This window comes from Pseudotenacibaculum haliotis, assembly GCF_042684245.1.
Taxonomy (GTDB): Bacteria; Bacteroidota; Bacteroidia; order Flavobacteriales; family Flavobacteriaceae; genus Polaribacter; species Polaribacter haliotis_A.
In genome coordinates this window covers 24,813-51,748 of record NZ_JBHULH010000009.1, presented here as the reverse complement: position 1 = coordinate 51,748, position 26,936 = coordinate 24,813, and the positions used below count along the sequence as shown (strand labels likewise).

The following is a 26,936-nucleotide window of genomic DNA, read 5'->3' as shown; positions in this document are numbered from 1 at the left end:
TATTATTTATTTGATTGTTTTTATTACTTCTCCGCATCTTAACATCGCATCTCCGAAATATGGATTTAAGACCTTATCCTCTAAGCTCAGCCAATAACCTCCCGTATTGCTATCTGCCATCGGGCAGAACTGACTATACACTTCTGTATTGATTCCATACTTTTCGACAGCCATGATCAAACTAGAGGAAAGTGGTTTGAAATGAGCTCTTTGTGTTTTTATATCTGCTGACGAGTTTAAAGAGGTTGCAGATGTTTTCAATTCTTTAGATAGTTGCATCCAAGAGTTATGAGCATCTCCTTTGAGTAACTTCATGTCAACTAATGCTAAGTTCTTTAGCATCGTAGATGAAGCTTCTGTAGATGTTTTTACATCGTCTTTTATAAGCGCATCTTTGAGGGTAATATAGGCATCAAAAACGGCTTTTAATTGCCCTTGGAATTTTGAATCTACTTCTACTCTATCATTCGTCATTTTCATCCCTTGCGCATCATGCTTCATTCCTAAATGAGCTTCATGACCTGTCATAACAACACCGCCATCTTTATTCATCATTGATTTTTTGCCTTGTAACTGAGCTGCTGCATCAACCGTAAAAGCACCATTTGTAACTACTTCTTCCCCATTCTTTAATCCTTCTAATACCTGATAGAAATCTCCTATTCTCGTTCCAATCTTTACCTCTCTCATTTCAAATACAGGTTCATTCGGTTTTGTTTTTACATAAACAACCGAGCGCTTTCCTGTCCATAAAACTGAAGAAGACGGAACAGACAGAGTACCATTGGTTTCGCTTACTTTTAGCTTACCTTTTACAAACATTCCGGGTTTTAATACTCCTTTAGAATTGTTTAAATCAACTCTTAGTTTTACTGTTCTGGTTTTTGAGTCCAATACCGGATCTATAAATGATACTTTAGAAACTATTGTTTTACCTGGATGAGAATTGGTATTAATTTCAATCTTCTGCCCTGTTTTTATCGAGTTCACTTGGTTTTCATAAACATCAAATTCTGCCCATAGTGATTGTAGATCTGCAATCTTAAACAATCCTTGACCTTGTTTTACCGATTGACCTATTGCTACCATCTTTTCTGTAACTGTACCTGATACTGTTGCATACACAGGAAAATTCTCGATAACTTTCCCTGAAGATTCTATAGAATTGATTTGAGCTTCTGTAAGCTTCCAAAGCTTTAACTTGTTTCTAACGGCTTTATACAGTTCTGGTTGCGACTCTTTTATTTTAGAAGTAGTTAAAAGCTCTTGCTGTGCAGCAAAAAGTTCTGGTGAGTAAATGGTTGCCAACTGTTGCCCCTTTCGGATTCGCTCTCCTGTAAAATTGATGAATAGCTTTTCTATCCTTCCAGAAAAGTAAGTTACTTGAACAGCATTCTTCTTTTCATTTTCTACAATCTTACCGGAAACTGTTATCGAATTATCGATTTCATTGGTATCAATAATTACAGTTGTCTGAATATTAGCTAAGTTCATAGCATTTTCAGTAAGCTTAAATTCATCTGCTGATAATCCATCCGCTCCGGCTTCGGCCGGAATTAAATCCATTCCACAAATAGGACAATCTCCAGCTTCTGGCTGCATGATTTGTGGATGCATAGAGCAGGTCCACATTTGATTGGTTGCCATTTCTTTTGAATGATCATGCTCTTTTGCTTCTGAGCTATTATTATTCCCAAATAGCACCCAACCTAACAGTAGCCCAACAGCTAATATCCCTAGATATATACTATATTTTTTCATTTTCTTATTCTAAATAATATTCGTTAACATTAGTATAGCCATAACAATCATGATGGCATTTTCAATAAATGTGGCTTCAGTCATGGGCAACTTTAATGCTGTACCCAAGCAAGCACATCGGATCGATTTTTTATCTAAAAGTGTCTTGGTAACTCCTATTGTAGTTATTCCTAGGATTACAAGTGTAATCCACAAAGCTATTGTTGTCTCAAATCGTATCAAGAACATCAACCCTAATGCGGTTTCTATAAAAGGATAGATGGTTGCATAGAAGGGTATCTTTTTTGCCAAAGGGTCATACATTCTAAAAGAATCGGGAAACCCTTTTAGATCCAGCATTTTGAAAAAGCTAAAGACAATATAAAATAGTCCCATAAAATCGAACATAAAAGCTCCCCAATTCCAATCTTTATAATTCAGCAATATGCTAGCTGTTGTGATATAAAAAATGATGAGAAATAGAGGCTTTAATTGTTGAAATTTAGATTTCTCTTCTTCCAACATAAAGTTTGAAGAAAGCGATGCCTCCGCTTGTTCTTCTAGTTTTTCAGTAATCGTATATTTTTCAGGAAGTGCATTTTGGAACGTTTCTATAGTGATGTGAGTGTTCATTTGAACTTCTACTTCTCCTTTTTCTAAATCCACTGTAGCATTGGTTACTCCTGCTATTTCCGATAAATATTCTTCTACAGAAGCTTTACAGCCTCCACAGGTCATTCCGGAAACTTGGTATGTATGTTTCATAATTTAATTGCTTAAGTAGTTAATAATAGTACTCTGTATGTAAAAGCTTTTGGTAGCTTCTACTTGCTTCATCTGAAATTTTAGTTGAAGCTCCTGTATATCCAAAACATCGTTAAAATTGATGGTTCCGGATTCATAACTTTTCAAAAGAATCTGCTCGGCATTGTTGGCCTTTTCTAAATTCTTAGTGTGTGTATCAAAACTTATTTTAGCTGCTACTCTCTCATTAATGGCCGCATCCAACATGGATGTTAGTTTATTTTGACGTGTCTGCTTATCAAACAAGAGTTCTTTTTGCTTTAATTTGTTTTGCTTTGTTCTTGATGAATATTTTTTATTAAAAATGGGAATCGATACAGATACCATTGGCATAACAATATCTTTTCCATTATCAGAAAAATTCATATTGGGTCTTTCTGAAACAGCCACATAATCCAATCCAAAACCAATCATAGGCTTTTGTTCTTTTTGATTGAGAATCTCCGACTGTTCTACAGATTTGTATAATTTGTCATACTTCAACAACTCGGGATGTAGGGATAAATTTCCTCTACTGAGTGCTTCTAAAGAAGCAGGCATTACCAAAGAATCTAATACTTCAACTCTTTTGTCTTTCTCTCTGTTTAGCAAGGCATTCATTTGGGTTTGACCGGACAAGAACTGTTGCTCTAATACTTCGATCAATTGTTCTAAATCATTTTGCCTGATTTGCAGTTTCAAAACATCAACAGCGGTTGCTTTTCCTGTTTCAACAGAAGTTAGCGCCATTGTTTCATAAGTTTTTAATAAAGCGATATTCTTTTTTAGAATCTCTTGTTTCTGCCTGATAGTAAACAGATTGTAATATTCTTGTGAAACCGATGCTATCAGCTTTCTTTTAGAAATTGCAATATCTTCAAACTTAGCATCTGCCAGAGAGTTCACGTAATTTTGCCTTGATGTGATAGAGCCAAACCAAGGAATCATTTGCTTTACAGAGAGTTTAAATCGTTGTGCTCCTGTTCTTGTCTCAGGTTCGCTGGCAAAATATCCAAATCCAAATTCCGTATTTGGAAGCGCATCTACTTCATTTTCCTTCTCCAAAGCTCCTTTATAGGCAGTTTCGATTTTTTGGATCTCAGGATTGTTTTCCAAACCTTCTTTAATTAGGTTTTCAAGCCTTTGCCCGTAAGAAAAAGAACCTACAAAAAGGATGATTATTGGTATGATTGTTTTTCTCATTTTATTTCTTTTTAAGTTGTAGTTCTGCTTTCCAACTATATAAGACCGGAACAACAAATAGTGTAATTAAAGCGATTAGCATTCCTCCAAAACTTGGTATGGCCATTGGAATCATTATATCGCTTCCCCTTCCTGTGGATGTTAGCACAGGTAACAATGCCAGGATTGTTGTTGCTGTTGTCATCAAACAGGGTCGAATTCTTTTTTCTCCAGCTTCTACAACAGAAGCTCTGATACTTTTCTTGTCTTTAGGTTGGTTTCTGTCAAATACCTGTGTTAAATAGGTTGCCATAACCACTCCATCGTCTGTAGCAATTCCAAACAGTGCAATAAAACCTACCCAAACTGCAACACTTAGATTAATGGTGTGCATTTGAAATAAATCGCGAAGATTTTCTCCAAAAAAAGTAAAGTTGAAAAACCAATCTTGACCATATAGCCAGATCATAATGAATCCTCCTGCAAAGGCTACTGCGATTCCTGTAAAAACCATCAAAGAAGTTGCAACTGACCTGAATTGGAAATACAGGATCAAGAAAATGATAAGTAAGGCTAAGGGAACTACAATACTCAAGGTTTTCTCTGCTCTTATTTGATTCTCATAAGTTCCTGTAAATTGATAACTGATTCCTTTAGGAACAGTTAATTCACCGGAAGCTATTTTTTCTCGAATTATTTTTTGTGCTTTTTCTACCACAGAGACTTCTGCAAATCCGTCTAACTTATCAAACAGTACATATCCTATTAAGAATGTGTCTTCACTCTTGATTACTTGAGGTCCTTGCTCATAACGGATTTCAGCTAATTCACTTAAAGGAACCGGGTTTCCTTTCTCTACCGGAATGTATATATTGCTTAGATCAGTAGGGTTATCTCTTAATTCTCTAGGGTATCTAACTCTAACTCCATAACGCTCTCTTCCTTCTACAGTTTGTGTGAGCACCATTCCTCCAACAGATACTTTTAACACATCTTGTACTTGCTGTATAGAGATTCCATATCTAGCAATTTTGCTTCTATCAATATCTATCAACAGGTACGGTTTTCCTACGATCCTATCGGCAAAAACAGCTTCCGTCTTAACTCCTTCAACTTGTTTTAATAATCCTTCTAATTGAATTCCAAAGGCTTCAATCTCTTTCAAATCTTGTCCTTTTACTTTAATTCCCATAGGAGCTCTCATTCCTGTTTGCAACATCACCAATCGTGTTTCAATAGGTTGTAACTTGGGTGCAGATGTTACTCCGGGGAGTTTTGTTACGCTAACAATCTCTTTCCAAATGTCATCCGGATTCTTAATTTCTGGTCGCCAGTTTCGATAAAATTCACCATCGTTATCAGGAATCAGTTGATCTCTTTTTACTATGCTTAAGTTGACAGTGTCGCTGTTATTTGGGTTTGCTATAAATCTTCCGTCTTTTAATTCAAAAAGTCCTTCCGCATTCACTTTATAACGCTGACGCTCTCCATCATCATTGAGCATGAATTCTGGTTTGTAAAGAATTACATTTTCATACATAGAAAGAGGTGCAGGGTCTAAGGCTGATTCTGTTCTTCCTGCTTTTCCAACCACCGTTTGAATTTCCGGAATACTGGCTACAGCCATATCTAATTGTTGTAATACTCTTTTGTTTTCTTCAATTCCTGAGTGTGGCATTGAAGTGGGCATCAGTAAAAAAGACCCTTCATTAAGTGATGGCATGAATTCTTTGCCTGTGTTTTTCATAATGAGAAATCCAGAGACAACTATAACTGATGGAATGGCTAAAAAAGCTAGCTTATTACCCAAAGCCCATAACAAAATTCTTGAATAGAATTTTCTGAAGATTGTGAAAATACCTAATAGGCCTAAACTAATTACAGCTACAAAAAGTAAATTCATGAAAACACTTTTGCTAACACCTAAAGGGCGCCAATATTCAGCTAGCAAAAACAAAATTGTACTTGCAGAGATAACAACGCTCAACATATTGGCTCTTGCTTCTGTGATATAGTTTCTTTTCTTAAGCAATTGGTTTATTGCAAAAGCAATCAATATCATACCTAACCAATATCCTAGTATAATAGTTACAATTCCTAACAAGAATAGAATTATTGAACTGACATATCCATACCATTGTTTTGACTTTCTGTTCTTAAATAAATACGCTGCAAATGGTGGAATAATGAAAAGTGCTACTATGATTGATGCAATTAGAGCAAATGTTTTTGTAAAAGCCAGAGGTCTAAATAGTTTTCCTTCTGCTCCTATCATTGTAAATACCGGGATAAAACTGATGATTGTTGTTAAAACAGCTGTTACAATAGCTCCGGACACTTCTGATGTAGCGTTATAAACTATAGTGTTGGCAGATAGTTTATTGTTATCATTCTGAAAATGTCGAATAATATTTTCGGAGAGAATCACTCCTACATCTACCATGGTTCCAATGGCAATAGCAATTCCTGACAATGCTACTATATTGGCATCTACACCAAATGCTTTCATGGCTATAAAAACCATTAATACTGCCAAGGGTAATAGTCCTGATATTAAGACGGAAGCCCTAAGATTGAATACCATGATAATAATGACCAATATGGTAATTAAAATCTCTAAGGTGAGTGCTTCATTTAAGGTTCCTAAGGTTTCTTTAATAAGCGTAGTTCTATCATAAAAAGGCACTACTGTTACCTGAGATACTCTACCGTCTTTTAATACTTTGCTTGGCAATCCTGAGCTTAGTTCTCCTATTTTTTCTTTTACATTATTAATAACTTCAAGTGGGTTGGCACCATATCTGGCTACTACAACTCCTCCTACAACTTCAGCTCCTTCTTTATCTAAAATTCCTCTTCGCGTAGCAGGCCCTAATGAAACATTTGCAATGTCTTTTATTCGTATGGAGGTAAAGTCTTCTGAACTAACAACGGCTTCTTCTATGTCTTGTATAGATTTGATATAGCCCAATCCGCGAACTAGGTATTCCGCCTGATTAATTTCAAGAGTTTGTGCTCCAATATCTTTATTACTTTGCTTAACTGCTTTTACCACATGATGCAATCCAATCTTGTATTGCCTCATCAACTCAGGGTTAATATCTATTTGGTATTCTTGCACATAACCTCCTATAGAAGCTACTTCTGAGACTCCACTTGCAGATGAAAGAGCGTACTTTACATAGTAATCTTGTATACTTCTTAGTTCATGTAGATCCCACCCCCCTGTTACATTTCCTTCTTCATCTCTACCTTCTAAAGTGTACCAGAATATTTGCCCTAGACCTGTTGCATCTGGACCTAAAGTAGGACTTACTCCTTCGGGTAGTAAATTGCTAGGTAGAGAGTTTAGCTTTTCTAAGATTCTACTCCTACTCCAGTAAAACTCAACATCTTCTTCAAAAATGATGTAAATGCTTGAAAAGCCAAACATAGAAGAGCTACGTATGGTTTTAACTCCCGGAATACCTAGTAAGGAGGTTGTTAAGGGATAAGTGATCTGGTCTTCTATATCTTGTGGAGATCGACCATCCCATTTGGTGAAAACAATTTGTTGATTCTCTCCAATATCAGGAATGGCATCAACAGCAACAGGATTGTTAGGTAAAAATCCTGTATCCCAGTTAAAAGGTGCATTTACAATACCCCATCCCAAAAAGAGGAGTAACATTAATACAGATACAAGTTTGTTTTCGATTAAAAATTTGATGCTTTTATTCAGCATAGTATTGATAATTAAATAGTTTAACATTTGGCATTTGAATAAATACCAGATACAACAAATCACCCCAAAGTTTTCCTTTAGGTGATTCTAACTATTTAAAAATCAAATTAAGTACGTCTCGTCAAGCTTAAAGATTTGCCTGACGATAAAAGGTGGAGGGTAATCAAAGAAAGTGTTTTTTCTTTGTTCTGTAGTTTGAAATAACTCAATGTAAGAATGTAAAAAAGAGATAACGAAAACCTGTTGACCTATATTTAGATCTGCTACAGGTAATTTTAACTCATCTTGACCTTCTATCTTAATTTCTTGGTCATTACAGCATCCATCCATTTTCATTTCGCTTTCGCCACCCATTTCCATATCACAGGTGTGAGCTTTTTGAAAAATTGCTGTGTCAATCAATTCACCTTGACAATAATGCATACTCACAGTAAACGACATTGTAGAAAATAGTACAACTAATGCCATTAAGAATGCTGATATTTTGTGAATTGCTTTTCTCATTCTGAGTACAAAGGTATGAATTAAAAGTAATTTTGTTTTTTGATTAACAATTTTTTAGCCTTTTCCCCCCCGATCAATACATTAGAAGCTCCTACAAGTATTTCTCCTCCATTAAGGTTGCTTGATTCAATATCTGCTTCATTACCTTTGATTTGAACTTATGATACTATCAATCTTTTCTTGAAGGTCAATTATATCTACATCTACCGCAATAATCTTCCTTTTACTATCTATTATAAAGTTATAAGGAATTGACTTTATTCTAAGGTCTTTAATTACGTTTTTCTTAGAATCAATTAATTGAATCCAAGGCAATTTGTCTTTTTTAATTGCTTTCTTCCAATCACTAGTTTTAGTATCCGTAGAGATTCCAATAATGTTGAAATCATGTTTTTTATTTTCATCAAATAAATGAATCATAGAAGGGTGTTGTTTCCTACAAGGACCACACCAACTTGCCCAAAAATCAATTAATGTAATTTGCTTGCCATTTATATAGTTTGCAAGTTTTACTTTTTTATTGTTTAAATCAACAACTTCATAATTAGGTAATGTATCTCCAACCTTTTTCATTAAACCTAATTCTGTTATTTTTTTTGAAATTCTTTTTCCTACTACAGAGTTTTTAATGTTGTTTGTTAAAAGATCGTACTTATTTTTTAAGGTAGATAATTCTGTTTTATTGAATAGTATTGCATAAGCTGCAGTAATTGAATTTTTATTTTCATTTATATAACTATCAATTTCATATTGCATTTCACGATCTAGGCTGTCAAATTTGCGAATATAGATCTCATTATTTTCCTCTAAATGGATTTTTTGCCTTAATTCATGAATTAAACTCTCTCTTGATTTAAAAATTCTTTCATAATTAGACCAAGTCTTAGTTATATCGCCGCCACTAACATTAAAAATATATGATCCTTTAGTATCTCTTATGTTAATAATTTGTTTTCCTCCTTCAACATAAAAACCATTCATATATGGAGAGTCTTTCATGTTTAAATAATAATAATCAGGTGAATTAATTACACCCTTTAAGAAAAACTTACCATCTAAAATATTAGTTGAATCAATAATTTTAGTTTCATCAAAATTTATTAGATAAATTTTACCCTCTTTCTTATTAGTGTTTCCTTTAATCTCATATTTAAAGGTCTTATAATTCTCTTTACAAGAAATTGCAAGGGTTATTAAAAGGGCGAAAAATACTTTTTTCATGTTATAATATGTTTTTGAAAAAAGTGTAAGATTATTAATCTTGCACTTTTAATATGATACTTATCTAGAGTATCTGAGATAGATATTAGACTTGGGTAATACGGGTGAGAAAGAACAGCTTCTTTTAAATATTTAGAAGTGTACTTAATTTTAAGAGTGTTAAGAAGTTTCTTTGTTGTTTGATAACAATTTTCCATTTCAGATAGCAATTCTAAAAACATGGTAAATGTAAAAAACAAAATAATTCTTCAGAGCTATTTTTATTTTTCTAAACACTTTAACACCTTTTGATTTTTTGCCTCATCAACTTGAGTTACTTTATCTGAATATTATATTTTACTCTTAGCTCCTTTGAAAGCTTAACTTATTTGTTCAAAAAAAGAAAAAATTCACATTTTCTTCTAATTCGCTAGAAAATTATACTTTTTATTATCTTTTATGGTTAAGCAGATAGTTTACTGCTTTTTTTGGCTGTTAGCGAAACTTTTCACAAATGCACTACGAGTTATTTTTACTACCAATTAGTGTTTTACGAAAAAAAAAAGACACGAGTTAATAGTATAAATCTATATGAGGTTTTTATCTAAAAAAAGGAATTGAAGGGAAACACCAGATTTTCTTTCCTTTATTAATCTTTCGAACATTTTTAAATATTAGTGTAAGATTATATAAATAAAAAAGTCCTAAAAAAACAATGTAAACTAGTTCTTTGTCAATTTTTAAATTAATTAACCATGATAAAATATTAAAAATGTTAATATCATATTTGATGTATGACCCCTTTGATGCGATTATTAAGACGGAATAGATTAACAATGTCCAGGTAATTTGAAAGTTTATTATTTTTTTTCCATAACCATCTATAAACTTTATTTTGTCTTTTTTAAGTATCCACATTACTAAAGGAATTATTATTCCTAGCATAGGATGAAATATTGGACTTGTTAAAGCACTTAAGTTTAAAAGAGTTAAATATCCTTTATCTTCAGTATTCACTCTTTCTAAAATGTCATCTGTTGTAGTTCCGAGAGCTTGTGTTAATTTTATTATTGTATCTCCTCTAGGTATTGATTCTCCCTTTTCAATTCGCTGAATTGTTCTTAAGCTTAATTTTGACTCTTCTGACAGTTGTTCTTGCGAAAACCCTTTTCTTATCCTTAACTCTTTTACTTTTCTTGCAAAATTTTTATTTTTCATTTCAAATGACATGATATCTCTTTGACAAAGATATAGCAATTTCGCTTTGACAGTAGTGCCATTGTTGTGTCAATTCTATGACGTTCTAGTCAATCTTTAGTTAGTATTAGATAATACTAACTTCAAGTTTAGTATTTAAAAAGTGTATTTTATATGTTGTTATTTTTTGAGATAGAATAAAAATAATATTCTAATTTTTCTTTTGTAAACTCAAAAGAGGAGTTAAGTTAACCATCTCAAAAAACTGTTTTGATTCATGTGTGTTTTCAATTCAATCGCATCTGTATTCTTTAAAAGAAAACCAAAAACTAATAAACAATTATCAAGTCGTACGTTTATCTCATATTTTAATTCCTTTTGTAATGATTAATTGCTCGTGAGCAATCTCTAATGTGTCTACAGCAACTTCACTGGCATCTGACTTAAGGTCTGTACTTGTGATCTTGGTAGGCCAAGCGTTGTTCAATTGCCATTGCATGGTTACATCTCCATTCTCATCAAGCAATTTGATCAAAATCGTTCTTCGCTTTATCGTGTTCATAGAAATCTCCGAATACCAATTCCAAAATGTATTATCATTTGGAAAAATCCCTCTTTTCATTGTTATGTTTCCATACTTAACAATACCCGGCATTTTCTCTGTTGAAAACAGGGTGCTATTGTTTTTTCTATATTCTATGATCTGATTTTCTACATCCATTCCAGATACTTCTTGAAAAGCAATTCCTGTTAATTCAGTTCCTAAATCAACTTCAAAGCGAAACTTAGGCATGGGCCAAGTTGCTCCTTCTTTACTTCCGTCGTCTGTTGCCATATCTTATGTATATTTTATTTTTTTAATAAGGCCAAGTAACATGTATTGGTTTGCTCATCCATGGCATTTTAATGATAGAAAACGAAAGAGGATATTTCATCATTAATACATCATAGGGTCTTTTCTCTACAATTAATTCCCATCTATCTTCTGTTTCTCTTAAGATTCCTTCTCTAACCAGCCAATTTCCTCGAAACCCATTTACAGTTGAACTTCCAATAGCCGACCAAATCGAAATTACTGATTGGATCATCCCATCTATCAATTGTTCTTCTTCACTTGTCATTTCTATCCCCCTTTTAATAGGTGTAGTAACACCCAATCCGCACAGAACTTTGTTAAGAGCCAAAAAATGTTCTTCAGTATCAGTTTGTCCAGTGACAATGTATTGTAGATAATGAACTGCTGCTGCTTGTTTTTCTTGAGAAAAGAATTCTCTTCTTTCTACAATCCCTAACCGTTCAAACAATATTGGGAAATAAGATTGTAGTATTACCAACCCTGCATTATGTATAGTTACTCCTTCTTCGGGTATCGATTCTTTATTCATTTTCTTTATTATTTTATGCAGATGTTGCCATTTGTTGTTGGAAAGTGATCACGATAAATTCTGCAGGTCTTACAACTGCTACTTTAATACTCACATTCATAAATCCATTTAAAATGTCTTCAGCGGTCATGGTAGATCCTAAACCGCACTCTACAGAAAATGCATCAGCTGCCGAAGCTCCTTGCAAACCTCCTTGTTTCCATACAGAGTTCAAAAAGCTTGAGATCATCGCTTTTACTGATTCCCAGGTATTCTTATCATTGGGCTCAAACACATAGGCATTCGCAGCTAACTTGCAAGATTGTTCTAGAAAGATCATGGTTCTTCTTACAGAGATATATCGCCAGTCCATACTATTTCCATCTAAGGTTCGAGCTCCCCAAACAAGGATTCCTAAACCATTAAAAAAACGAATGGCATTGATAGATTTTCCGGAAACTACATCTACATTCAAATTTTCCTGCTGAGATGATGACAATTTGATAGGTAAACTTACAGCACCTACTATGGATGTATTTGCAGGCGCTTTCCAAGGCCCTATTTGATTATCTGTCATGGTTATAACTCCGGCCATTCCTCCACTGGGCGGCAATATATTTACCTGAGTTAATATATGCTGCATAATTGTATTGTAAGTAGCACTCGCTGCTGTTAACGAATTGCTATACTGACTTACAGTCAAACTTCCTGATGAATTCTCTATTTCAGATAAAATAGAAGCAACTGTAGGGTTAGGGTCACTTGAAGGGTTTAATAAAGGTTCTAGTTTCTTTATGTCTCCATCAAATAAGTTTGTGTAATCTATATCTGATGGTTGCATGATAGCTGTACCAATGAAAGGGTAATAAGCAGCTCCATAATTCAATCCGTTAGATCCCGTATTATTTCTGAAAGCCTCTATGTCTTCGGTATATAAAATAGGATCCGGGTCTGCACCTCCAATAATGTCAAAAATACTGATGGCTGTTTGCATATCTTCATTTTGCAGCAACATCTCTTGCATTAAGGTTCCATTATTATCAACACTCAGTAAAGTAGCTTCAGGACAGATATACATGGTAGGCTCTTGCTCATTCTTTAGTAGGGCTACTCCGTTCTTAAGGTCGTTAAGTTTCACATTCGGATTTACAATTTGTTCTCCAGGAGAGATGGGTTTTCCTGAGCTTTTTCCATAAGTACCTACTGATACTATATAAGCATCTCCTCCTCCATTATCATAAAACAATCGAACACTATTATACAGATAGTAAATGGTATTAGGATCGGGTAAAATCGAATAATAATCGCTCCCTATAAGCATATAATCCCCTTTTTCAGGTTTGCTTTTTTGCTTTACCAAATAATACTCAGGATTGTATTGCTTGGCCGGGTCTGCCGGTGCAGGTGGGTTTGGATAACAAAAGATTGTTAGAAACTCTGCAAAGGAAGTAATCTTTGTTGGAATGTTTGTATACGATTTCCCTTCATACTCGGCTTGTGGGGTATATCCTATAAATGCAGGAACGGCAGTAGCTACAGGCACAACTGAATTTCCAAAGGCATTTTTTTCATTGATGTAAACGCCCGGAGATTTGATAGTAGTTAAATTCATAAGGTTTTTATTAGCAAAAAGTAAGGTTGCACTTCTTTGATAAGAAAAGAAGCTTCTCAAAATTACAATATATGCCTTGAAAGCTACTAGGTATAAATACCTGATTATAGGGTAAAAAGAGTTTCCTATTTTGCTTAAACTCGATTTTCTTAAGATTATCAAAAGCCCTTTATCTATCTGGCTTCTCTTACTCTTTTTTTAAAAAAAATTAGAAAAAAATCACTTCTTGAGGTCTAGAACCAGTCTTTGGTTTTTTGAGTTTTTTTGTACTTTGTGAGTATAAACAACTGAACTTTATCTTATTACACTAGCGATGCAAATGTCCCTTAAAAGGAAAAGTACATTTTTCTACATTTTACTGCTTTCTTTATTAATTACTGCTTCTTGCAAAACTGTTTATGTCTGTCCCGACACAGATAATGATGGTATTCCTGATATTATTGATAAATGCCCTGAGGTAAAAGGTGTGGCCCCAACAGGGTGTCCTGATGCTGATGGAGATGGCGTTATGGACACTGATGATGCTTGCCCCAACACTCCCGGATTGGCAAGCAATAATGGATGTCCGGATAGTGACGGTGATGGAATTCCTGATTCAAAAGATCGATGCCCTAGCGTTCCCGGACCTGCTGCCAATGATGGTTGTCCTTGGCCGGATATAGATGGTGATGGCATTTTAGATAAAGATGATAAATGTCCAACTCAACCCGGTAAGAAAGAAGACGATGGTTGCCCTGCAGTTCATCATATTATTGTAGATAACGAAGATAAAAAGGTTGGCAGCCTAGATTTGCCTCCACCAAGACCTACAGAATTTTTGACTCTTGATGATTCTTATTTTTCTAATGCACAAACTATGAAAGATGTAGATGATCTTTTAAAAATAACATTAAGAGAAAAAGGATATATCCAAAATAAATATCTTGCCGTTACCAATGGTTTTGCACTAATCACAAAAATGGAGCAGATTGGTGAGAATGGTATTTCTGTTCCTCAAGAAAATAGATGGGTAAAAACAGTTTGGCAACCTAAGAACGAAAATTTGGTCAAACGTTTCTTTAGATTGCTATTGAATGCCCAGCCTGGTTATTATCGTACTTTCTTATTTATAGTAACTAAAGAAGAGTTTAGTTCAGGAGAGAGTCCTCAAGAAGGTGAAGTTCAAGCTATTTTTGATGAAGGTGTTCAAAGAATACCTGTAGAGATTAAATCTCAACCTTTTACTAACGAGCATTATGTTACTGTTTATGTTTATGAATTCAAAAAATTGGAAACTAGTAACAAGGTGCTTTTTAACATCAATAGTAAGTTAAATGGCCAACATATAAATACTTCTGAAATACTTAAAAAATTAAAGGAATGATACGTTTTCAAACTGCTAAAAAGAAACTAGCAACCTTGTGGTTTATAGCTTCTGGAATCATTTTTATACTGATGATTCTCTTGAGTTTCGACAAGTTAAAAAATGATTTAAGCGACGCCTGGGGATGGTTATTTCCCAATATCTTACCTACTTTAACTCTGATCTTAACTATTTTCTTTACGGACATGCAGCAAGCTAATCCCCAGAATGAAAAGATGGTGGATAAGTTCTATTTCAAATTGTCTTTTTACTTATCTCTGTTCTATTTAATAGTGCTTTTATCTACTATTTTGTCAGCCGGATTAGGTTTTGATATTATGGAAAGTATGGAAAACTCAAACTTCTATCTAGGTCCAATTCAAGGAATCATTGGTGCTAGTTTAGGGCTTTTCTTTTTTAAGACTCAAGAACAGAGTCTGGAAGAATAAAAATGAAACAAAAAACCCAAGCAATTCTGCTTGGGTTCTCCTATATTATCTACAGCTTCTGACTAATCTAATAATTCATTAGCTCGTCTATCTTCTCTTTAACTTTTTCTGTTGAAGGAATCATCGTTTGTTCTAAAGTAGAGTTTAATGGAATAGCCGGCATGTTTTCACTTCCAATGGTCATAACCGGTGCGTCTAGATATCTAAAACACTCTTCTTGAATCTTTCCGGCAAGGGCTCTAGCAAAGCTGTTGTTGGAAGGTTCTTCTGTTACCACCAAACATTTTCCTGTTTTCTTTACAGACTTCATGATTGTATCCTCATCTAATGGGAACAAGGTTCTCAAGTCTATAATTTCTACCTGATCTCTCATATTTTTGGTTGCATTATACGCCCAATGTACTCCCATTCCGTAGGTAACTATAGTCATAGTTTCTACATCTTCTTGCTTCCAGATTTCTTGCAATAGCCAAGCCTGTCCGAAAGGCAATACATAGTCTTCATCCGGTTCTACGGAAGTTGCTCCTTGTGTTCCCGGAACTTTACTCCAATACAATCCTTTGTGCTCTAAGATTACTACAGGATTAGGATCGTAATACGCAGCTTTCATCAATCCTTTTAGGTCTGCTCCGTTACTTGGATAAGCAATTTTGATCCCTCTAATATTTGTTACCACACTCTCTACTGATGAAGAGTGGTAAGGACCTCCGCTTCCGTAAGCACCAATAGGTACACGTAAAATCATACTTACAGGCCATTTTCCGTTAGACAAATAACAGCTTCGGCTTACTTCTGTAAACAATTGATTTAATCCCGGCCAAATATAATCGGCAAATTGTACCTCAACGATAGGTTTTAATCCAACAGCACTCATTCCTACTGTAGATCCTACAATAAAGGCTTCTTGAATAGGTGTATTAAAAACTCGATCATCTCCAAATTTTTGAGCTAGTGTAGCTGCTTCTCTGAAAACCCCACCTAGTCTACCTCCAACATCCTGTCCGTATAACAAACATTCTTTGTGTTTTTTCATCAGCTCTTCAATGGCAAATAAAGCACAGTCTACCATCACCACTTTATCTGCTCCTTCCGGAGAACGATCTCCTTTTTCTTGAGTGATTGGTGTTGGAGCAAAGTCATGTGTAAACAGGTCTTCCGGTGCTGGATCTTCTGCTTGTAAGGCTTCTTCATAGTCTGCCTTTACTTTTGCTTTGGCTTTATCTTCTATCTCTTGAATTTCTTTTTCTGAGAATCCATTGTCTAATAATTGCTGTTTTAATACCGGATAAGGGTCACGAGAACGAGCTTCTTCCAAATCATCACGATACCATTCCATTCGTACTCCGGATGTATGGTGATTTAACAATGGAACTTTTGCATGTACCAAGAAAGGTCTGCGTTCTTTTCTAATGGTTTCAATTACTTCTTTGATGGCTTCATAACTCTCTATGAAATTAGCTCCATCAATAGTAATGGCATCCAGCCCTTTGAATCCTTCTGCATATTCATAAGCATTTTGTGCACGAGTTTCTGCAGCATTGGCAGAAATATCCCAACCATTGTCTTGTACCAAGTATAAAATTGGCATTTGCTTTAAAGCAGCCATTTGAAAGGCTTCGGCAATTTCTCCTTCTGTTACAGAAGCATCTCCTAAGGAACAAACCACCAATGGTGGTTCTATTGCCTCACTCATGCCGGAAGTTGTATGTGGAATTTTTTGAGATTCCTTGTATTGAATTCCCATCGCCACACCTGTAGCAGGAATGGCTTGCATTCCTGTTGCTGATGATTGATGCGGAATCTTAGGTTTGTCCTCATCTTTTAAACTAGGATGCGAATAATAGGTTCTTCCTCCAGAAAATGGGTCGTCTTTTTTTGCTAATAGTTGTAGCATTAGATCGTATGGACGCATTCCGATAGACAGTAACATCGAGTCATCTCTGTAATATGGAAATACATAATCTTGAGGTAATAATTGCATTCCTAAAGCTGTTTGTACAGCTTCGTGTCCTCTAGAAGTAGCATGTACGTATTTAGAAACTACTTTAAAGTTTTCTTCGTACAATTCTGCCATAGATTTGGCTGTACATACATTTGAAAAAGCTTGTTGAAATATATCTTTCTTCATTAAACCAGTTTGCTTTCGATTTTAGTCATCCAATTGAATGGGTCTTCTATTTTTCCTGTTTTGATTGCATTTAAAGTATTATTGACATCTAAACCAACCGGGCTTTCATCTGAAACATGAATTGTTTCATTATCAATTCCTATTTCTTGTATGTAAGCTATTCCTACAGCTGTTCCGGTACCAAATGCTTCTTCTAAAATTCCTTTTTGAGATGCTTCTCTAATTTCATCAATGGTAATCGGACGTTCGGTTACTTCAAATCCTTTGTGTCTTAATAAGTCAATTACACTCATTCGTGTGATTCCATCCAAAATAGCTCCATCTCTTTCAGGAGTAATGAACTTTCCATCAATCTTGAAGAAAATGTTCATGGTTCCTACTTCTTGAATGTATTTGTGTTCTACAGCATCTAACCATAGTACTTGGTCGTATCCTTTAGATTTTGCTATTTCTGTAGGACGAATGGCTGCTGCATAGTTTCCTGCAGCTTTGGCTTCACCGGTTCCTCCGGCAGCTGCTCTTATAAACTTTGTTTCTGCGTATAGTTTGATTCTTTTTGTAAAAAATGGTCCTGCAGGAGATGCCATAATAATAAACTTGTAGTTATTAGCAGCTCTCATTCCAATAAATGGCTCATCAGCATACATAAAAGGTCTCAAATACAAAGCACTTCCTTCTTGTGGAGGGATCCAGCTTTGCTCTAAAGCTACTAATTGCTTTAATCCTTCTACAAATAAATCTTCAGGAAAGTTTGGCATTCCCATTCGGTCTGCACTAAAATTCATACGAGCTGCATTTTTATCTGCTCTAAATAGCATTGGATTCCCTTCTGCATCTACTGTAGCTTTCATCCCTTCAAAAATTGCTTGTCCATAATGCAAAGCCATGGCAGCAGGATGTGTAGGAATTAATTCTAAAGGTTGAATTCTAGGTTCTCCCCATTGCCCATCTGCATACTCGCAAATAAACATATGGTCTGTAAAAGTGGTTCCTAAAGGAATATTATTGAAATCGAGTTCGTTTACTTTCGATTGTTCTACTTGTGTGATGCTAATATTGTATGACATTTTATAGTGTTCTGTTTGAATCAAATTGTTCTAAATAATCTGCTACTCTTCGCAAGAAGCTTCCTCCTAAATAACCATCTACAACACGATGGTCAAAAGATAATGATAGGTACATCATGCTTCTAATAGCTATTTCATCTCCTTCTTCTGTTTCTAAAACTTCTGCTCTTTTTTTGATGATCCCTAAAGCTAGGATAGCTACTTCAGGTTGATTGATGATGGGTGTTCCCATTAAACTACCAAAGGTTCCTACATTGGAAATGGTAAACGTACTTCCTTTGATATCGTCACCGCTTAGTTTATTATCTCTTGCTTTGGATGCTAGGGCATTTACGTCTACGGCAAGCTGCTTTAGGTCTTTGGTGTCTGCATTCTTTACCACGGGAACAATTAAATTCCCAGTAGGTAATGCTGTAGCCATACCAATATTGATGTCTTCTTTGACAATAATATTGCTTCCATCTACAGATACATTGATCATTGGAAAGTCTTTCACTGCTTTGGCAACAGCTTCTACAAATAATGGTGTAAATGTGAGTTTTTCTCCATGCTTTTCTTGGAATGCTTTTTTATTGGCATTTCTCCAGTTGACCATGTCTGTTAAATCAGCCTCAACATATGCTGTTACGTGCGGAGATGTGTGTTTTGAATACACCATTCGATCTGCGATCATTTGACGCATTCTGTCCATCTCTACAATCTTTCCTTTTCCTTTGTCTAAATTCAACTGAGGAATTCTGTAGGCAGTTGGGTCTTGCACTACGGGCTGAGCAAACTTATAAGGGCGTCCTTGATTGATGTAGTTAAACACATCGCTCTTTCTTAAACGTCCTTCTGTTCCTGTAGCCGGTATTCTTGCCAGTTCTTCAAAACTGATATGATGTTCTTTGGCAATGGAAATTATTAATGGAGAAAAGAAGGTATTGCTGTTGGAAACACTAAATGAGTTAGATACTTGTGTAGGCTGTTCTAATTTTGGTGCTTTAATCTTGGGGGTTTCAACTTTTTTCTGTGTTTCCTTCTTAGGAGTTTCTTTTGTTGCCTTTTGCTCTCCTGAAGCTTCCAAGATAGCAATCACTTCACCTACAGGAACTACATCTTTGGCATTGAAGAATGTTTTGATCAAAGTTCCGGATGTTGGTGCTGGTACTTCATTGTCTACTTTATCGGTAGCTACTTCTACAAGGATATCACCTTCTTCAAAGGACTCGCCTTCTCCTACCATCCAATTTAAAATGGTTCCTTCTGTTATGCTCTCGCCCATTTTGGGCATTCTAAATTCAATCTCCATATATTATTTCTTCATAAAATCACGCAATGTTGCATACGTGTTCTCTTGAATTGTTCTGTCTTTAGGAATACTTCTTAAAGGTTCTACTTCTCTAAGTGTTTCATGGCATTCCTTGGGTAATTGTTGATATAGTTGTGTTCCTTTTGTTTTCCAAGCAATCATATCGTCTGTAACTTCTTTGATCACTTTAGCAGGGTTTCCTACGACCAAACTTCTTTTTGGAATTTTGGTTTCTGCTTTTACAAAAGCCATAGCTCCTACAATGCTTTCATCACCAATCTCTGCATCATCCATGATGACTGTATTCATTCCTACCAAAACATTTCTTCCAATGTTGGCACCATGAATAATAGCGCCGTGACCTATATGAGCACTTTCTTTTAAAGTAATGGATTTTCCGGGGAACATATGTACTGTACAGTTCTCTTGTACATTCACTCCGTCTTCCAGAATAATCTGTCCCCAGTCACCACGGATGGCTGCTCCGGGACCGATATAACAGTCTTTACCAATAATCACATTACCGGTTACAGCTGCCAACGGATGTACGAAGCTACTTTCGTGTACTACGGGAATATATCCTTGGAATTCGTAGATCATCTATTTAAAACGTTTTAATGTTTCCTTAGTAAAATCACTTAATACTAAACGACCACTAATCTGAGCACGCTCTGCTAATAAAGTATCCCAATCTTCTGTTCCTTTCCAGAACATCTGCTTCATTTCTTTCATCGCCTCAGGATTATAATTGCATAGGTTTTCTGCAAATGCTTTTACGGCTTCATCTAACTCTTCTGTAGTTTCGTATACTTGGGTGAACAGCCCTTTTTGTCTTGCCCATTCGGCAGGATAAAAAGAATTGGCATCAATTGCAATCTGCGACATTCCGCTCAATCCTAACTTTCTTTCTACAGCAGGCCCTACTACAAAAGGTCCAATTCCTACATTTAATTCACTTAGCTTAATGGCTGCAAATTGAGTAGCCATACAGTAATCTGTTGCCGAAGCTAATCCTACTCCACCTCCAACTGTTTTTCCTTGTACTCTACCAATAATGAATTTTGGGCATTTACGCATTGCATTGATCACATTGGCAAATCCTGAAAAGAATACACGTCCTGTTTCTGCATCGTTGATGTGGATCAATTCTTTAAAGCTAGCTCCTGCACAGAAGGTTCTGTTTCCTCCACTTTTTAAAACAATAACTTTGATTTCGTCATTAACTCCAGCATCTGTGATTGTTTGTGCTAGTTTTGCTAGTATATCTCCCGGTAAGGAGTTGTGAGCAGGGTGAAAAAATTCAATGGTTCCTACTCCGTTTTCAATCGTTTGTTTAACGTATGGTTGTGTCATAATTATAGTAATCCAAATTGTTCAAAATGGTGATTCAAATGTTTACGTTCCATCAAATACCATTCATATCTGTTTAATTCTCCAAAAACTGCATTCTTAAGTGTTGCTTCTGGGTTTTCCTCAAAATAGTTAAGGTAGTCTTGTCTTGCTTCTAAGAATTTCTCCTTTGCTACTTCAAGGTTTTCATGTTTCAACTCTTCCATTTTAGATTTTTCACGTAATGGGAAATCGTATCCACGTGGCATTTTTTCGTAATTGTACAATGTTGCATGTACTTTGTCTAAGATCTTTTCTGGTGTGGTAATCTCAAAGTCTTGAATTTCTCCTGATGCAATTCTATAAGTGAATTCTATGTGTTCTAACATATGTTGAGCAGTCATAGAGCCCCATTGAGGTTTAGTATTCTCTGTAAGCTTCGCCAAAGATTCTTTGATCTTAGCTTCTGTCATTTCTACAAAAGTTTCTTGTTTCTTCTGTACCATAGTTAAAATGGTGGCAACAGTTACCAATTCGTCTTCAGAGTCGAATACTTCTACAAACCATTTTACAATTCCACTTGGGTGCTCAGCACTAGCTACATCTCTGTCTACTTTTTGCTTACAGGTTAAGCGAACATAAACAGTATCGTTATGATACAATGGGCGTAAGAATCTACATTCTTCTAATCCGTAATTAGCGGAAACAGGTCCTTTGTTAGGATATACAAACAATCCTGCTGCTGCTGAAATGATAAAGTATCCGTGTGCAGTACGCTTTTCAAAAATACTTCCGTCTAGAGAGGTAATGTCTGTATGTGCGTAGAAATGATCCCAAGTCAGATTCGCAAAGTTGATGATGTCTGTATCTGTAATGGTACGCTTGTGCGTTTTTAAAGACATTCCTGGTTGAATATCTTCCCAGTGGTATTTAAACGGATGTTGTTCTGCTTCTTTGTATTTAGCATTGGGCTGATAAATACCTGTAATCTCCGTTAATGTTGTTGGCGAACCTTGAATAGCAGTACGTTGTAAGTAATGTTTTACTCCACGCATTCCTCCCATTTCTTCTCCACCTCCGGCACGTCCGGGTCCTCCATGAACTAAAGTTGGTAATGGCGATCCGTGTCCTGTGCTTTCTTTTGCATTTTCACGATTTAACACTAAGATACGTCCGTGATGACTTGCAGCGTTTACTACATATTCTTTGGCAATCTTATCATTATACGTTGCGATAGAAGACACCAATGATCCTTTACCCATTTGGGCTAATGTTACCGCTTCGTCTAATGATTTATATGGCATGATGGTACTTACTGGTCCAAATGCTTCACGTTCATGAACGGCTGTGCTTTTAAATGGATTGTCTGTTCTTAACAAGATCGGACTGATAAAGGCTCCTTTGGTAGCATCGGCACCAATGGTTTCAATCTTATCTAAGCTTCCGTAAACGATCTCTGCTTCTTTGGCAATGTCTTGTACGGAGTTGCGAACGGCTTCTACTTGTTGTTTACTGATTAGCGATCCCATTCTAACTTCTTTCAGTCTTGGGTCACCAATTGTTACTTTATCTAAGGCTTTTCTTAATGCAATCTGTACATCTTCTACTAAGTTTTCAGGTACGATGATACGGCGAATAGCAGTACATTTCTGCCCTGCCTTTACTGTCATTTCTTTTCGTACTTCTTTTACAAACAAGTCGAATTCTGGTGTTCCAGGAACAGCATCTTCACCTAAGATTGAAGCATTTAAGGAATCTGCTTCCATGGTAAATGGCACAGCTTCCTGAATAATTCTTGGGTGTGCTTTTAATATCCTTCCGGTTGCTGCTGATCCTGTGAAAGTAACCACATCTTGTGATTCTACAGTATCTAAAATATTTCTTACAGTTCCATTAATGATCTGTAAAGCTCCTTCTGGTAAAATTCCTGATTCAATAATAGCTCTAGCTACAGCTTCCGCTAAGTATGAAGAGGAAGGTGCAGGTAATACAACTGCAGGAACTCCAGCCATCCAGTTTACCGCACATTTTTCTAACATTCCCCAAACCGGGAAGTTAAAGGCATTGATATGTACAGCGACTCCTTTTTTAGGCACCATAATGTGATGTGCCATGAATCTACCTCCACGAGACAGGTCAATAGGATCTCCTTCTACATGATAGGGTTGATTTGGGAACAATTTTCTTAAGGATGCATTGGCAAATAAGTTTCCAAATCCTCCTTCAATATCGATCCAACTATCAATTCTAGTAGCTCCGGTTCTATAACTTAGATCATAGAACTCGTTTTTTCTTTTGGTTAGATAGAGTGCCAACTTCTTAAGCATGTTTCCACGCTCTTGAAAAGTCATTTTACGAAGAACTTCTCCTCCTTTGGTTCTACCATATTGAAGAATCTCAGGAATATCCAATCCTTCTATTGCAATATTGGAGATAACTTCTCCAGTAATGGCATCATAGATTGGTGCTCCTTCGTCTTTTCCTTCTGTCCATTGTCCTTGGACATAGTGTTGTATTTTTTTCATGCTCTATACTCTTTCGATAATGGCTGCGTATCCTTGTCCTACTCCAACACACATCGTGATCAGCGCATATCTTTTTTGTTGTTCATGTAATTCTAAAGCTGCAGAATATGCAATACGGGTTCCTGTAACTCCTAATGGGTGGCCAATAGCAATGGCTCCTCCATTTGGATTTAATCTTGGATCATCGTCTGCCAATCCCCAAGCTCTTGTACATGCCAATGCTTGTGCTGCAAAGGCTTCATTTAATTCGATAATATCGATATCATCCATGGTTAAACCTGCTTTTTCTAAAGCTTTATTAGTGGCTTTTACAGGTCCTATTCCCATGATTCTTGGTTCTACTCCCACAACGGCAGAACTTACAATTCTTGCCAATGGTTTTAAGTTGTATTGTTTTACAGCATCTTCTGAAGCAATAATAGTAGCTGCTGCTCCATCATTTAATCCTGATGAATTTCCTGCAGTTACACTTCCTCCTTCTTTCTTAAATGCTGCTCTTAGTTTTCCTAAGATTTCTTTGGTTGTTGTAGGTTTTACAAATTCGTCTTTTGAGAAAACGATTGGGTCTTTTTTACGCTGCGGAATTTCTACAGATACGATCTCTTTATCTAAACGACCATTTTCTTGTGCTTTGGTAGCTTTCATCTGACTCCAATAGGCAAATGCATCTTGATCTTCTCTAGAAATATTGTACTTCTCTACTAAGTTTTCTGCTGTATTTCCCATTCCGTCTGTTCCATACATTTCGTGCATTTTTGGATTGATAAATCTCCAACCAAAACTTGAATCATACATTTTCGAATCGTTTCCGAAAGCACTTGATGGTTTAGCAATTACGTATGGGCCTCTTGTCATATTCTCTACTCCTCCTGAGATGAATACATCTCCATCTCCTGATTTGATAGCTCTATTTGCCTGAATAATCGCAGACAATCCTGAACTACATAGCCTGTTCACAGTCTCTCCCGGTACCGTAAATGGTAATCCTGCTAATAGTAGAGACATTCTTGCTACGTTTCTGTTATCTTCTCCTGCTTGGTTGGCACATCCCATGATTACATCGTCGTAAGCGTCTTTTGGAATGTTTGCATTGCGTTCTACCAACTCTTTGATAACTATGGCTCCTAAATCATCTGTACGAACAGCTGATAAGGTTCCTTTATAATTTCCTATTGGTGTGCGAACACCGTCTATGATATATGCTTCCATATGAATTTTAAATGTTGAATATTGAATGTTAAAGTGAATTAAATTCAGCTTCTCTATTCTATGTTCAAAACTCTATTTCGTTTTATTATTATTTTCTTTTTTTTGAACCTAACTTCATCATTCTTCATGCTCTTGTTCTTTTATTTATTATTCTATTCTTCCCAATCTTTTTGGGTTCTGTATACAACGCCCTTGAACAAAGCAACCAGCTCGTCGCCTCTTCTAACTTCAACTACGTTGAACCCTAATTTGTTATTTACTTTTTCTATGACACATTCAGCAATCAATTCATCACCTTCTTCTAAGGCTTCTATGTGATTGATGGATGTTTCTATAGATACAGCATACTTTCCATGTGTATTGGAGGTAAATCCAAAAGCGGTATCAGCTAGAGAATAGCTAATACCTCCATGGGCATAGTTCATGCTGTTCAACATTTCTTTTCGTATGGTCATAGCTAGTTTAACACGACCTATTTCACTTTCTAAAATTTGAATACCTAACCACTGACTATAGGCATCTTGACTTAACATTTTATATGGAATGTCTGCTCCGTTCATATTCTATGAGTCATTACGAGGAGTCTCGAAGTTTCGGGACAGCGAAGTAATCTCTTCATAAGATTCCTACGCTTTGCTCGGAATGACAGTTTAATTAAAAAATGTTTTTCCTTCTTTGTTCATCTTTCTTAATAGTGGACTACATCTGTAACGGTCTTCATGATATTCGTTATACAAGTTGTCCAGTTGGTCCACACACCAATCAATTCCTTTTTCATCTGCCCAAGCCAACAAACCTTTTGGATAATTTACCCCTTTGGTCATGGCATTGTCTATATCTTCTGCTGAAGCGATGTTTAAGAATAAAGCATCTGCTGCTTCATTGATTAACATTACTAATACACGATCGAAAATATATTTTGCCAGCTTCTGATCTTCTTTGGGTCTCGGTTTTTCTACTCCTTCACTATAGTCGTAATATCCTTTTCCTGATTTTCGTCCTAGATATCCTGCTTCTGACAAACGCTTTTGTGTAAATGAAGGTCTGTATCTTGGATCGAAATAAAATGCTGTAAATACGGTTTCTGTTACCGTGTAATTCACATCATTTCCAATAAAGTCCATCAACTCAAAAGGCCCCATTCTAAAACCTCCTAGTGTTTTTAAACTCCAATCAATAGTTGAGAAATCTGCTAGTCCTTCTTCGTAGATACGAAGTGATTCACCATAAAAAGGTCTTGCTACACGATTCACAATAAACCCTGGAGTATCTTTAGCTACTGCTACAACTTTCTTCCAATCTGCAATGGTAGCTACTGATATATCTAAGACTTCTTTTGAAGTTTGTACAGCAGGTATTACTTCTACCAATTTCATTAAAGGTGCCGGGTTGAAGAAATGAATTCCAATACAACGTTTCGGCTTTTGTAATGAAGAGGCTATGGAAGCAATAGATAGTGAAGATGTGTTAGAAGCTATGATACATGAATCTGACACATAACTTTCCAATTCTGAAAATACTTTTTGCTTGATCTCTAGGTTTTCGATGATCGCTTCAATGGTTAAATCGGCATCTGAAAGATCTTTTAAAGTATCTACATAACTAATGTTATTTTGAATACGAGTTTTCTCTGCTTCATCTATTCTTCCCTTTACAATCAGTCGAGATAAAATCTTCTCTAAACTCGCTTTGGCTTTTTCTAAAGCTGTTTGATTGGTATCGTATAGTTTTACCTTACATCCGGCTGTGGCTGCTACTTGAGCAATACCACTTCCCATGGTTCCTGAACCTATAATTCCTATATTCTTCATTTACGATTGTCGAATATCAAATATCGAATACTGAATGTTGAATATTGAAGTTTTATATATAGTAAACTTCATCATTCGTTATTATTTATTAGATATTCATCATTTTATTTATTCTTATTTTGCGATGTTCTAATACTAGAAACAAAAATCGCAATCAATTCATTGTTTTCTTTTACAAGTTTTTCTAGTTCTTGTTTATTTTTTATAGCATTGATTCCTTCTTGAATTTTCAGGTTGACCAATGTTTCTCTTAACTCTTTCAAACAGACTTTCATTTTATGTTGAAAATCCTTAGTTGATTCTGCACTTTGAGCTTCACCATAATTTAATGCAGAAGACGTTGATGATCGAATAATTTGTTTTACTAAATGTTCTGAAGCAAAACTCTTATTTGATTCTTTACAAAGAGTAATTATATCAATTGAAAATTGAATTAATCTTTCTTCTAAATCATATTTTTTACTCATCGTACTTTAGAA

The 26,936-nt window shown here is 35.6% G+C and carries 21 protein-coding genes and 1 pseudogene; 2 read left to right on the top strand and 20 right to left on the bottom strand.

Annotated elements, in window-relative coordinates; all coding sequences use genetic code 11:
• Positions 1–6 precede the first annotated feature (6 nt).
• The 10 genes from ACFSRZ_RS13510 to ACFSRZ_RS13465 all read right to left on the bottom strand — a co-directional run bounded on the left by ACFSRZ_RS13510 (position 7) and on the right by ACFSRZ_RS13465 (position 13,306).
• Positions 7–1,761 (bottom strand): efflux RND transporter periplasmic adaptor subunit, encoded by a 1,755-nt coding sequence (locus tag ACFSRZ_RS13510; RefSeq protein ID WP_379667097.1) that lies wholly within the window; start codon positions 1,759–1,761, stop codon positions 7–9.
• Positions 1,762–1,770: 9 nt separating this feature from the next.
• Positions 1,771–2,505: a heavy-metal-associated domain-containing protein gene (locus ACFSRZ_RS13505; RefSeq protein WP_379667096.1), complete on the bottom strand. Its 735-nt coding sequence runs from the start codon at positions 2,503–2,505 to the stop codon at positions 1,771–1,773.
• A gap of 3 nt (positions 2,506–2,508) precedes the next feature.
• Positions 2,509–3,726, bottom strand: a complete 1,218-nt coding sequence (locus ACFSRZ_RS13500; protein WP_379667095.1) for a TolC family protein — start codon at positions 3,724–3,726, stop codon at positions 2,509–2,511.
• 1 nt (position 3,727) lies between these two features.
• Entirely contained in the window at positions 3,728–7,429 is a 3,702-nt protein-coding gene (locus ACFSRZ_RS13495) for an efflux RND transporter permease subunit (RefSeq protein WP_379667094.1), read from the bottom strand.
• Positions 7,430–7,531: 102 nt separating this feature from the next.
• A complete protein-coding gene (locus ACFSRZ_RS13490) occupies positions 7,532–7,933 on the bottom strand; it encodes an HYC_CC_PP family protein (protein ID WP_449301481.1) in 402 nt (133 codons plus the stop codon).
• A 141-nt stretch (positions 7,934–8,074) separates the two neighbouring features.
• On the bottom strand, positions 8,075–9,154 hold the full coding sequence (locus ACFSRZ_RS13485; RefSeq protein ID WP_379667092.1) for a redoxin domain-containing protein: 1,080 nt from the start codon (positions 9,152–9,154) through the stop codon (positions 8,075–8,077).
• A 579-nt stretch (positions 9,155–9,733) separates the two neighbouring features.
• A complete protein-coding gene (locus ACFSRZ_RS13480) occupies positions 9,734–10,363 on the bottom strand; it encodes a helix-turn-helix domain-containing protein (RefSeq protein ID WP_379667091.1) in 630 nt (209 codons plus the stop codon).
• Positions 10,364–10,691: 328 nt separating this feature from the next.
• Positions 10,692–11,165, bottom strand: coding sequence for a phage tail protein (locus ACFSRZ_RS13475; RefSeq protein ID WP_379667090.1), 474 nt, complete (start codon positions 11,163–11,165; stop codon positions 10,692–10,694).
• Positions 11,166–11,187: 22 nt separating this feature from the next.
• The gene (locus ACFSRZ_RS13470) at positions 11,188–11,715 is read right to left on the bottom strand and encodes a contractile injection system tape measure protein (protein ID WP_379667089.1); all 528 of its coding nucleotides are present in this window, start codon (positions 11,713–11,715) and stop codon (positions 11,188–11,190) included.
• 13 nt (positions 11,716–11,728) lie between these two features.
• The gene (locus ACFSRZ_RS13465; RefSeq protein ID WP_379667088.1) at positions 11,729–13,306 is read right to left on the bottom strand and encodes a phage tail sheath family protein; all 1,578 of its coding nucleotides are present in this window, start codon (positions 13,304–13,306) and stop codon (positions 11,729–11,731) included.
• 403 nt (positions 13,307–13,709) lie between these two features.
• On the opposite strand from ACFSRZ_RS13465, the pseudogene ACFSRZ_RS13460 reads away from it, so the two are divergent.
• Together ACFSRZ_RS13460 and ACFSRZ_RS13455 are read left to right on the top strand one after the other, a co-directional pair.
• Positions 13,710–14,048, top strand: a pseudogene (locus tag ACFSRZ_RS13460) (thrombospondin type 3 repeat-containing protein); the annotation flags it as partial.
• Between the two features lie 617 nt (positions 14,049–14,665).
• A complete protein-coding gene (locus ACFSRZ_RS13455) occupies positions 14,666–15,097 on the top strand; it encodes a hypothetical protein (RefSeq protein ID WP_379667087.1) in 432 nt (143 codons plus the stop codon).
• Between the two features lie 67 nt (positions 15,098–15,164).
• Here ACFSRZ_RS13455 and ACFSRZ_RS13450 read toward each other — a convergent pair whose 3' ends face one another.
• The 10 genes from ACFSRZ_RS13450 to ACFSRZ_RS13405 all read right to left on the bottom strand — a co-directional run bounded on the left by ACFSRZ_RS13450 (position 15,165) and on the right by ACFSRZ_RS13405 (position 26,924).
• A complete protein-coding gene (locus tag ACFSRZ_RS13450) occupies positions 15,165–17,225 on the bottom strand; it encodes an alpha-ketoacid dehydrogenase subunit alpha/beta (RefSeq protein WP_379667086.1) in 2,061 nt (686 codons plus the stop codon).
• Positions 17,225–18,292: a branched-chain amino acid aminotransferase gene (locus tag ACFSRZ_RS13445; RefSeq protein ID WP_379667085.1), complete on the bottom strand. Its 1,068-nt coding sequence runs from the start codon at positions 18,290–18,292 to the stop codon at positions 17,225–17,227. The genes ACFSRZ_RS13450 and ACFSRZ_RS13445 overlap by 1 nt, the downstream gene beginning before the upstream one ends.
• Before the next feature lies 1 nt (position 18,293).
• On the bottom strand, positions 18,294–19,556 hold the full coding sequence (locus ACFSRZ_RS13440; protein ID WP_379667084.1) for a dihydrolipoamide acetyltransferase family protein: 1,263 nt from the start codon (positions 19,554–19,556) through the stop codon (positions 18,294–18,296).
• A 30-nt stretch (positions 19,557–19,586) separates the two neighbouring features.
• Positions 19,587–20,183: an acyltransferase gene (locus ACFSRZ_RS13435; protein ID WP_379667083.1), complete on the bottom strand. Its 597-nt coding sequence runs from the start codon at positions 20,181–20,183 to the stop codon at positions 19,587–19,589.
• Positions 20,184–20,936, bottom strand: a complete 753-nt coding sequence (locus tag ACFSRZ_RS13430; protein WP_379667082.1) for an enoyl-CoA hydratase/isomerase family protein — start codon at positions 20,934–20,936, stop codon at positions 20,184–20,186.
• A gap of 2 nt (positions 20,937–20,938) precedes the next feature.
• Positions 20,939–23,437 carry a phenylacetic acid degradation bifunctional protein PaaZ gene (gene paaZ, locus ACFSRZ_RS13425; protein WP_379667081.1) on the bottom strand — a complete coding sequence of 833 codons (2,499 nt, stop codon included), beginning with the start codon at positions 23,435–23,437 and terminating at the stop codon, positions 20,939–20,941.
• A gap of 3 nt (positions 23,438–23,440) precedes the next feature.
• Complete coding sequence (gene pcaF / locus ACFSRZ_RS13420; protein ID WP_379667080.1) at positions 23,441–24,646, bottom strand: 3-oxoadipyl-CoA thiolase; 1,206 nt, start codon at positions 24,644–24,646, stop codon at positions 23,441–23,443.
• 152 nt (positions 24,647–24,798) lie between these two features.
• Positions 24,799–25,206, bottom strand: a complete 408-nt coding sequence (locus tag ACFSRZ_RS13415; RefSeq protein WP_379667079.1) for a PaaI family thioesterase — start codon at positions 25,204–25,206, stop codon at positions 24,799–24,801.
• 90 nt (positions 25,207–25,296) lie between these two features.
• A complete protein-coding gene (locus ACFSRZ_RS13410) occupies positions 25,297–26,457 on the bottom strand; it encodes a 3-hydroxyacyl-CoA dehydrogenase NAD-binding domain-containing protein (protein ID WP_379667078.1) in 1,161 nt (386 codons plus the stop codon).
• Positions 26,458–26,561: 104 nt separating this feature from the next.
• The gene (locus ACFSRZ_RS13405; RefSeq protein WP_379667077.1) at positions 26,562–26,924 is read right to left on the bottom strand and encodes a four helix bundle protein; all 363 of its coding nucleotides are present in this window, start codon (positions 26,922–26,924) and stop codon (positions 26,562–26,564) included.
• Positions 26,925–26,936: the final 12 nt, after the last annotated feature.

Coding starts and splice junctions, on each gene's coding strand:
- ACFSRZ_RS13510 (WP_379667097.1), bottom strand. CDS start 1,761: ATGAAAAAATATAGTATATATCTAGGGATATTAGCTGTTGGGCTACTG.
- ACFSRZ_RS13505 (WP_379667096.1), bottom strand. CDS start 2,505: ATGAAACATACATACCAAGTTTCCGGAATGACCTGTGGAGGCTGTAAA.
- ACFSRZ_RS13500 (WP_379667095.1), bottom strand. CDS start 3,726: ATGAGAAAAACAATCATACCAATAATCATCCTTTTTGTAGGTTCTTTT.
- ACFSRZ_RS13495 (WP_379667094.1), bottom strand. CDS start 7,429: ATGCTGAATAAAAGCATCAAATTTTTAATCGAAAACAAACTTGTATCT.
- ACFSRZ_RS13490 (WP_449301481.1), bottom strand. CDS start 7,933: ATGAGAAAAGCAATTCACAAAATATCAGCATTCTTAATGGCATTAGTT.
- ACFSRZ_RS13485 (WP_379667092.1), bottom strand. CDS start 9,154: ATGAAAAAAGTATTTTTCGCCCTTTTAATAACCCTTGCAATTTCTTGT.
- ACFSRZ_RS13480 (WP_379667091.1), bottom strand. CDS start 10,363: ATGTCATTTGAAATGAAAAATAAAAATTTTGCAAGAAAAGTAAAAGAG.
- ACFSRZ_RS13475 (WP_379667090.1), bottom strand. CDS start 11,165: ATGGCAACAGACGACGGAAGTAAAGAAGGAGCAACTTGGCCCATGCCT.
- ACFSRZ_RS13470 (WP_379667089.1), bottom strand. CDS start 11,715: ATGAATAAAGAATCGATACCCGAAGAAGGAGTAACTATACATAATGCA.
- ACFSRZ_RS13465 (WP_379667088.1), bottom strand. CDS start 13,306: ATGAATTTAACTACTATCAAATCTCCGGGCGTTTACATCAATGAAAAA.
- ACFSRZ_RS13455 (WP_379667087.1), top strand. CDS start 14,666: ATGATACGTTTTCAAACTGCTAAAAAGAAACTAGCAACCTTGTGGTTT.
- ACFSRZ_RS13450 (WP_379667086.1), bottom strand. CDS start 17,225: ATGAAGAAAGATATATTTCAACAAGCTTTTTCAAATGTATGTACAGCC.
- ACFSRZ_RS13445 (WP_379667085.1), bottom strand. CDS start 18,292: ATGTCATACAATATTAGCATCACACAAGTAGAACAATCGAAAGTAAAC.
- ACFSRZ_RS13440 (WP_379667084.1), bottom strand. CDS start 19,556: ATGGGCGAGAGCATAACAGAAGGAACCATTTTAAATTGGATGGTAGGA.
- ACFSRZ_RS13435 (WP_379667083.1), bottom strand. CDS start 20,183: ATGATCTACGAATTCCAAGGATATATTCCCGTAGTACACGAAAGTAGC.
- ACFSRZ_RS13430 (WP_379667082.1), bottom strand. CDS start 20,936: ATGACACAACCATACGTTAAACAAACGATTGAAAACGGAGTAGGAACC.
- paaZ (WP_379667081.1), bottom strand. CDS start 23,437: ATGAAAAAAATACAACACTATGTCCAAGGACAATGGACAGAAGGAAAA.
- pcaF (WP_379667080.1), bottom strand. CDS start 24,646: ATGGAAGCATATATCATAGACGGTGTTCGCACACCAATAGGAAATTAT.
- ACFSRZ_RS13415 (WP_379667079.1), bottom strand. CDS start 25,206: ATGAACGGAGCAGACATTCCATATAAAATGTTAAGTCAAGATGCCTAT.
- ACFSRZ_RS13410 (WP_379667078.1), bottom strand. CDS start 26,457: ATGAAGAATATAGGAATTATAGGTTCAGGAACCATGGGAAGTGGTATT.
- ACFSRZ_RS13405 (WP_379667077.1), bottom strand. CDS start 26,924: ATGAGTAAAAAATATGATTTAGAAGAAAGATTAATTCAATTTTCAATT.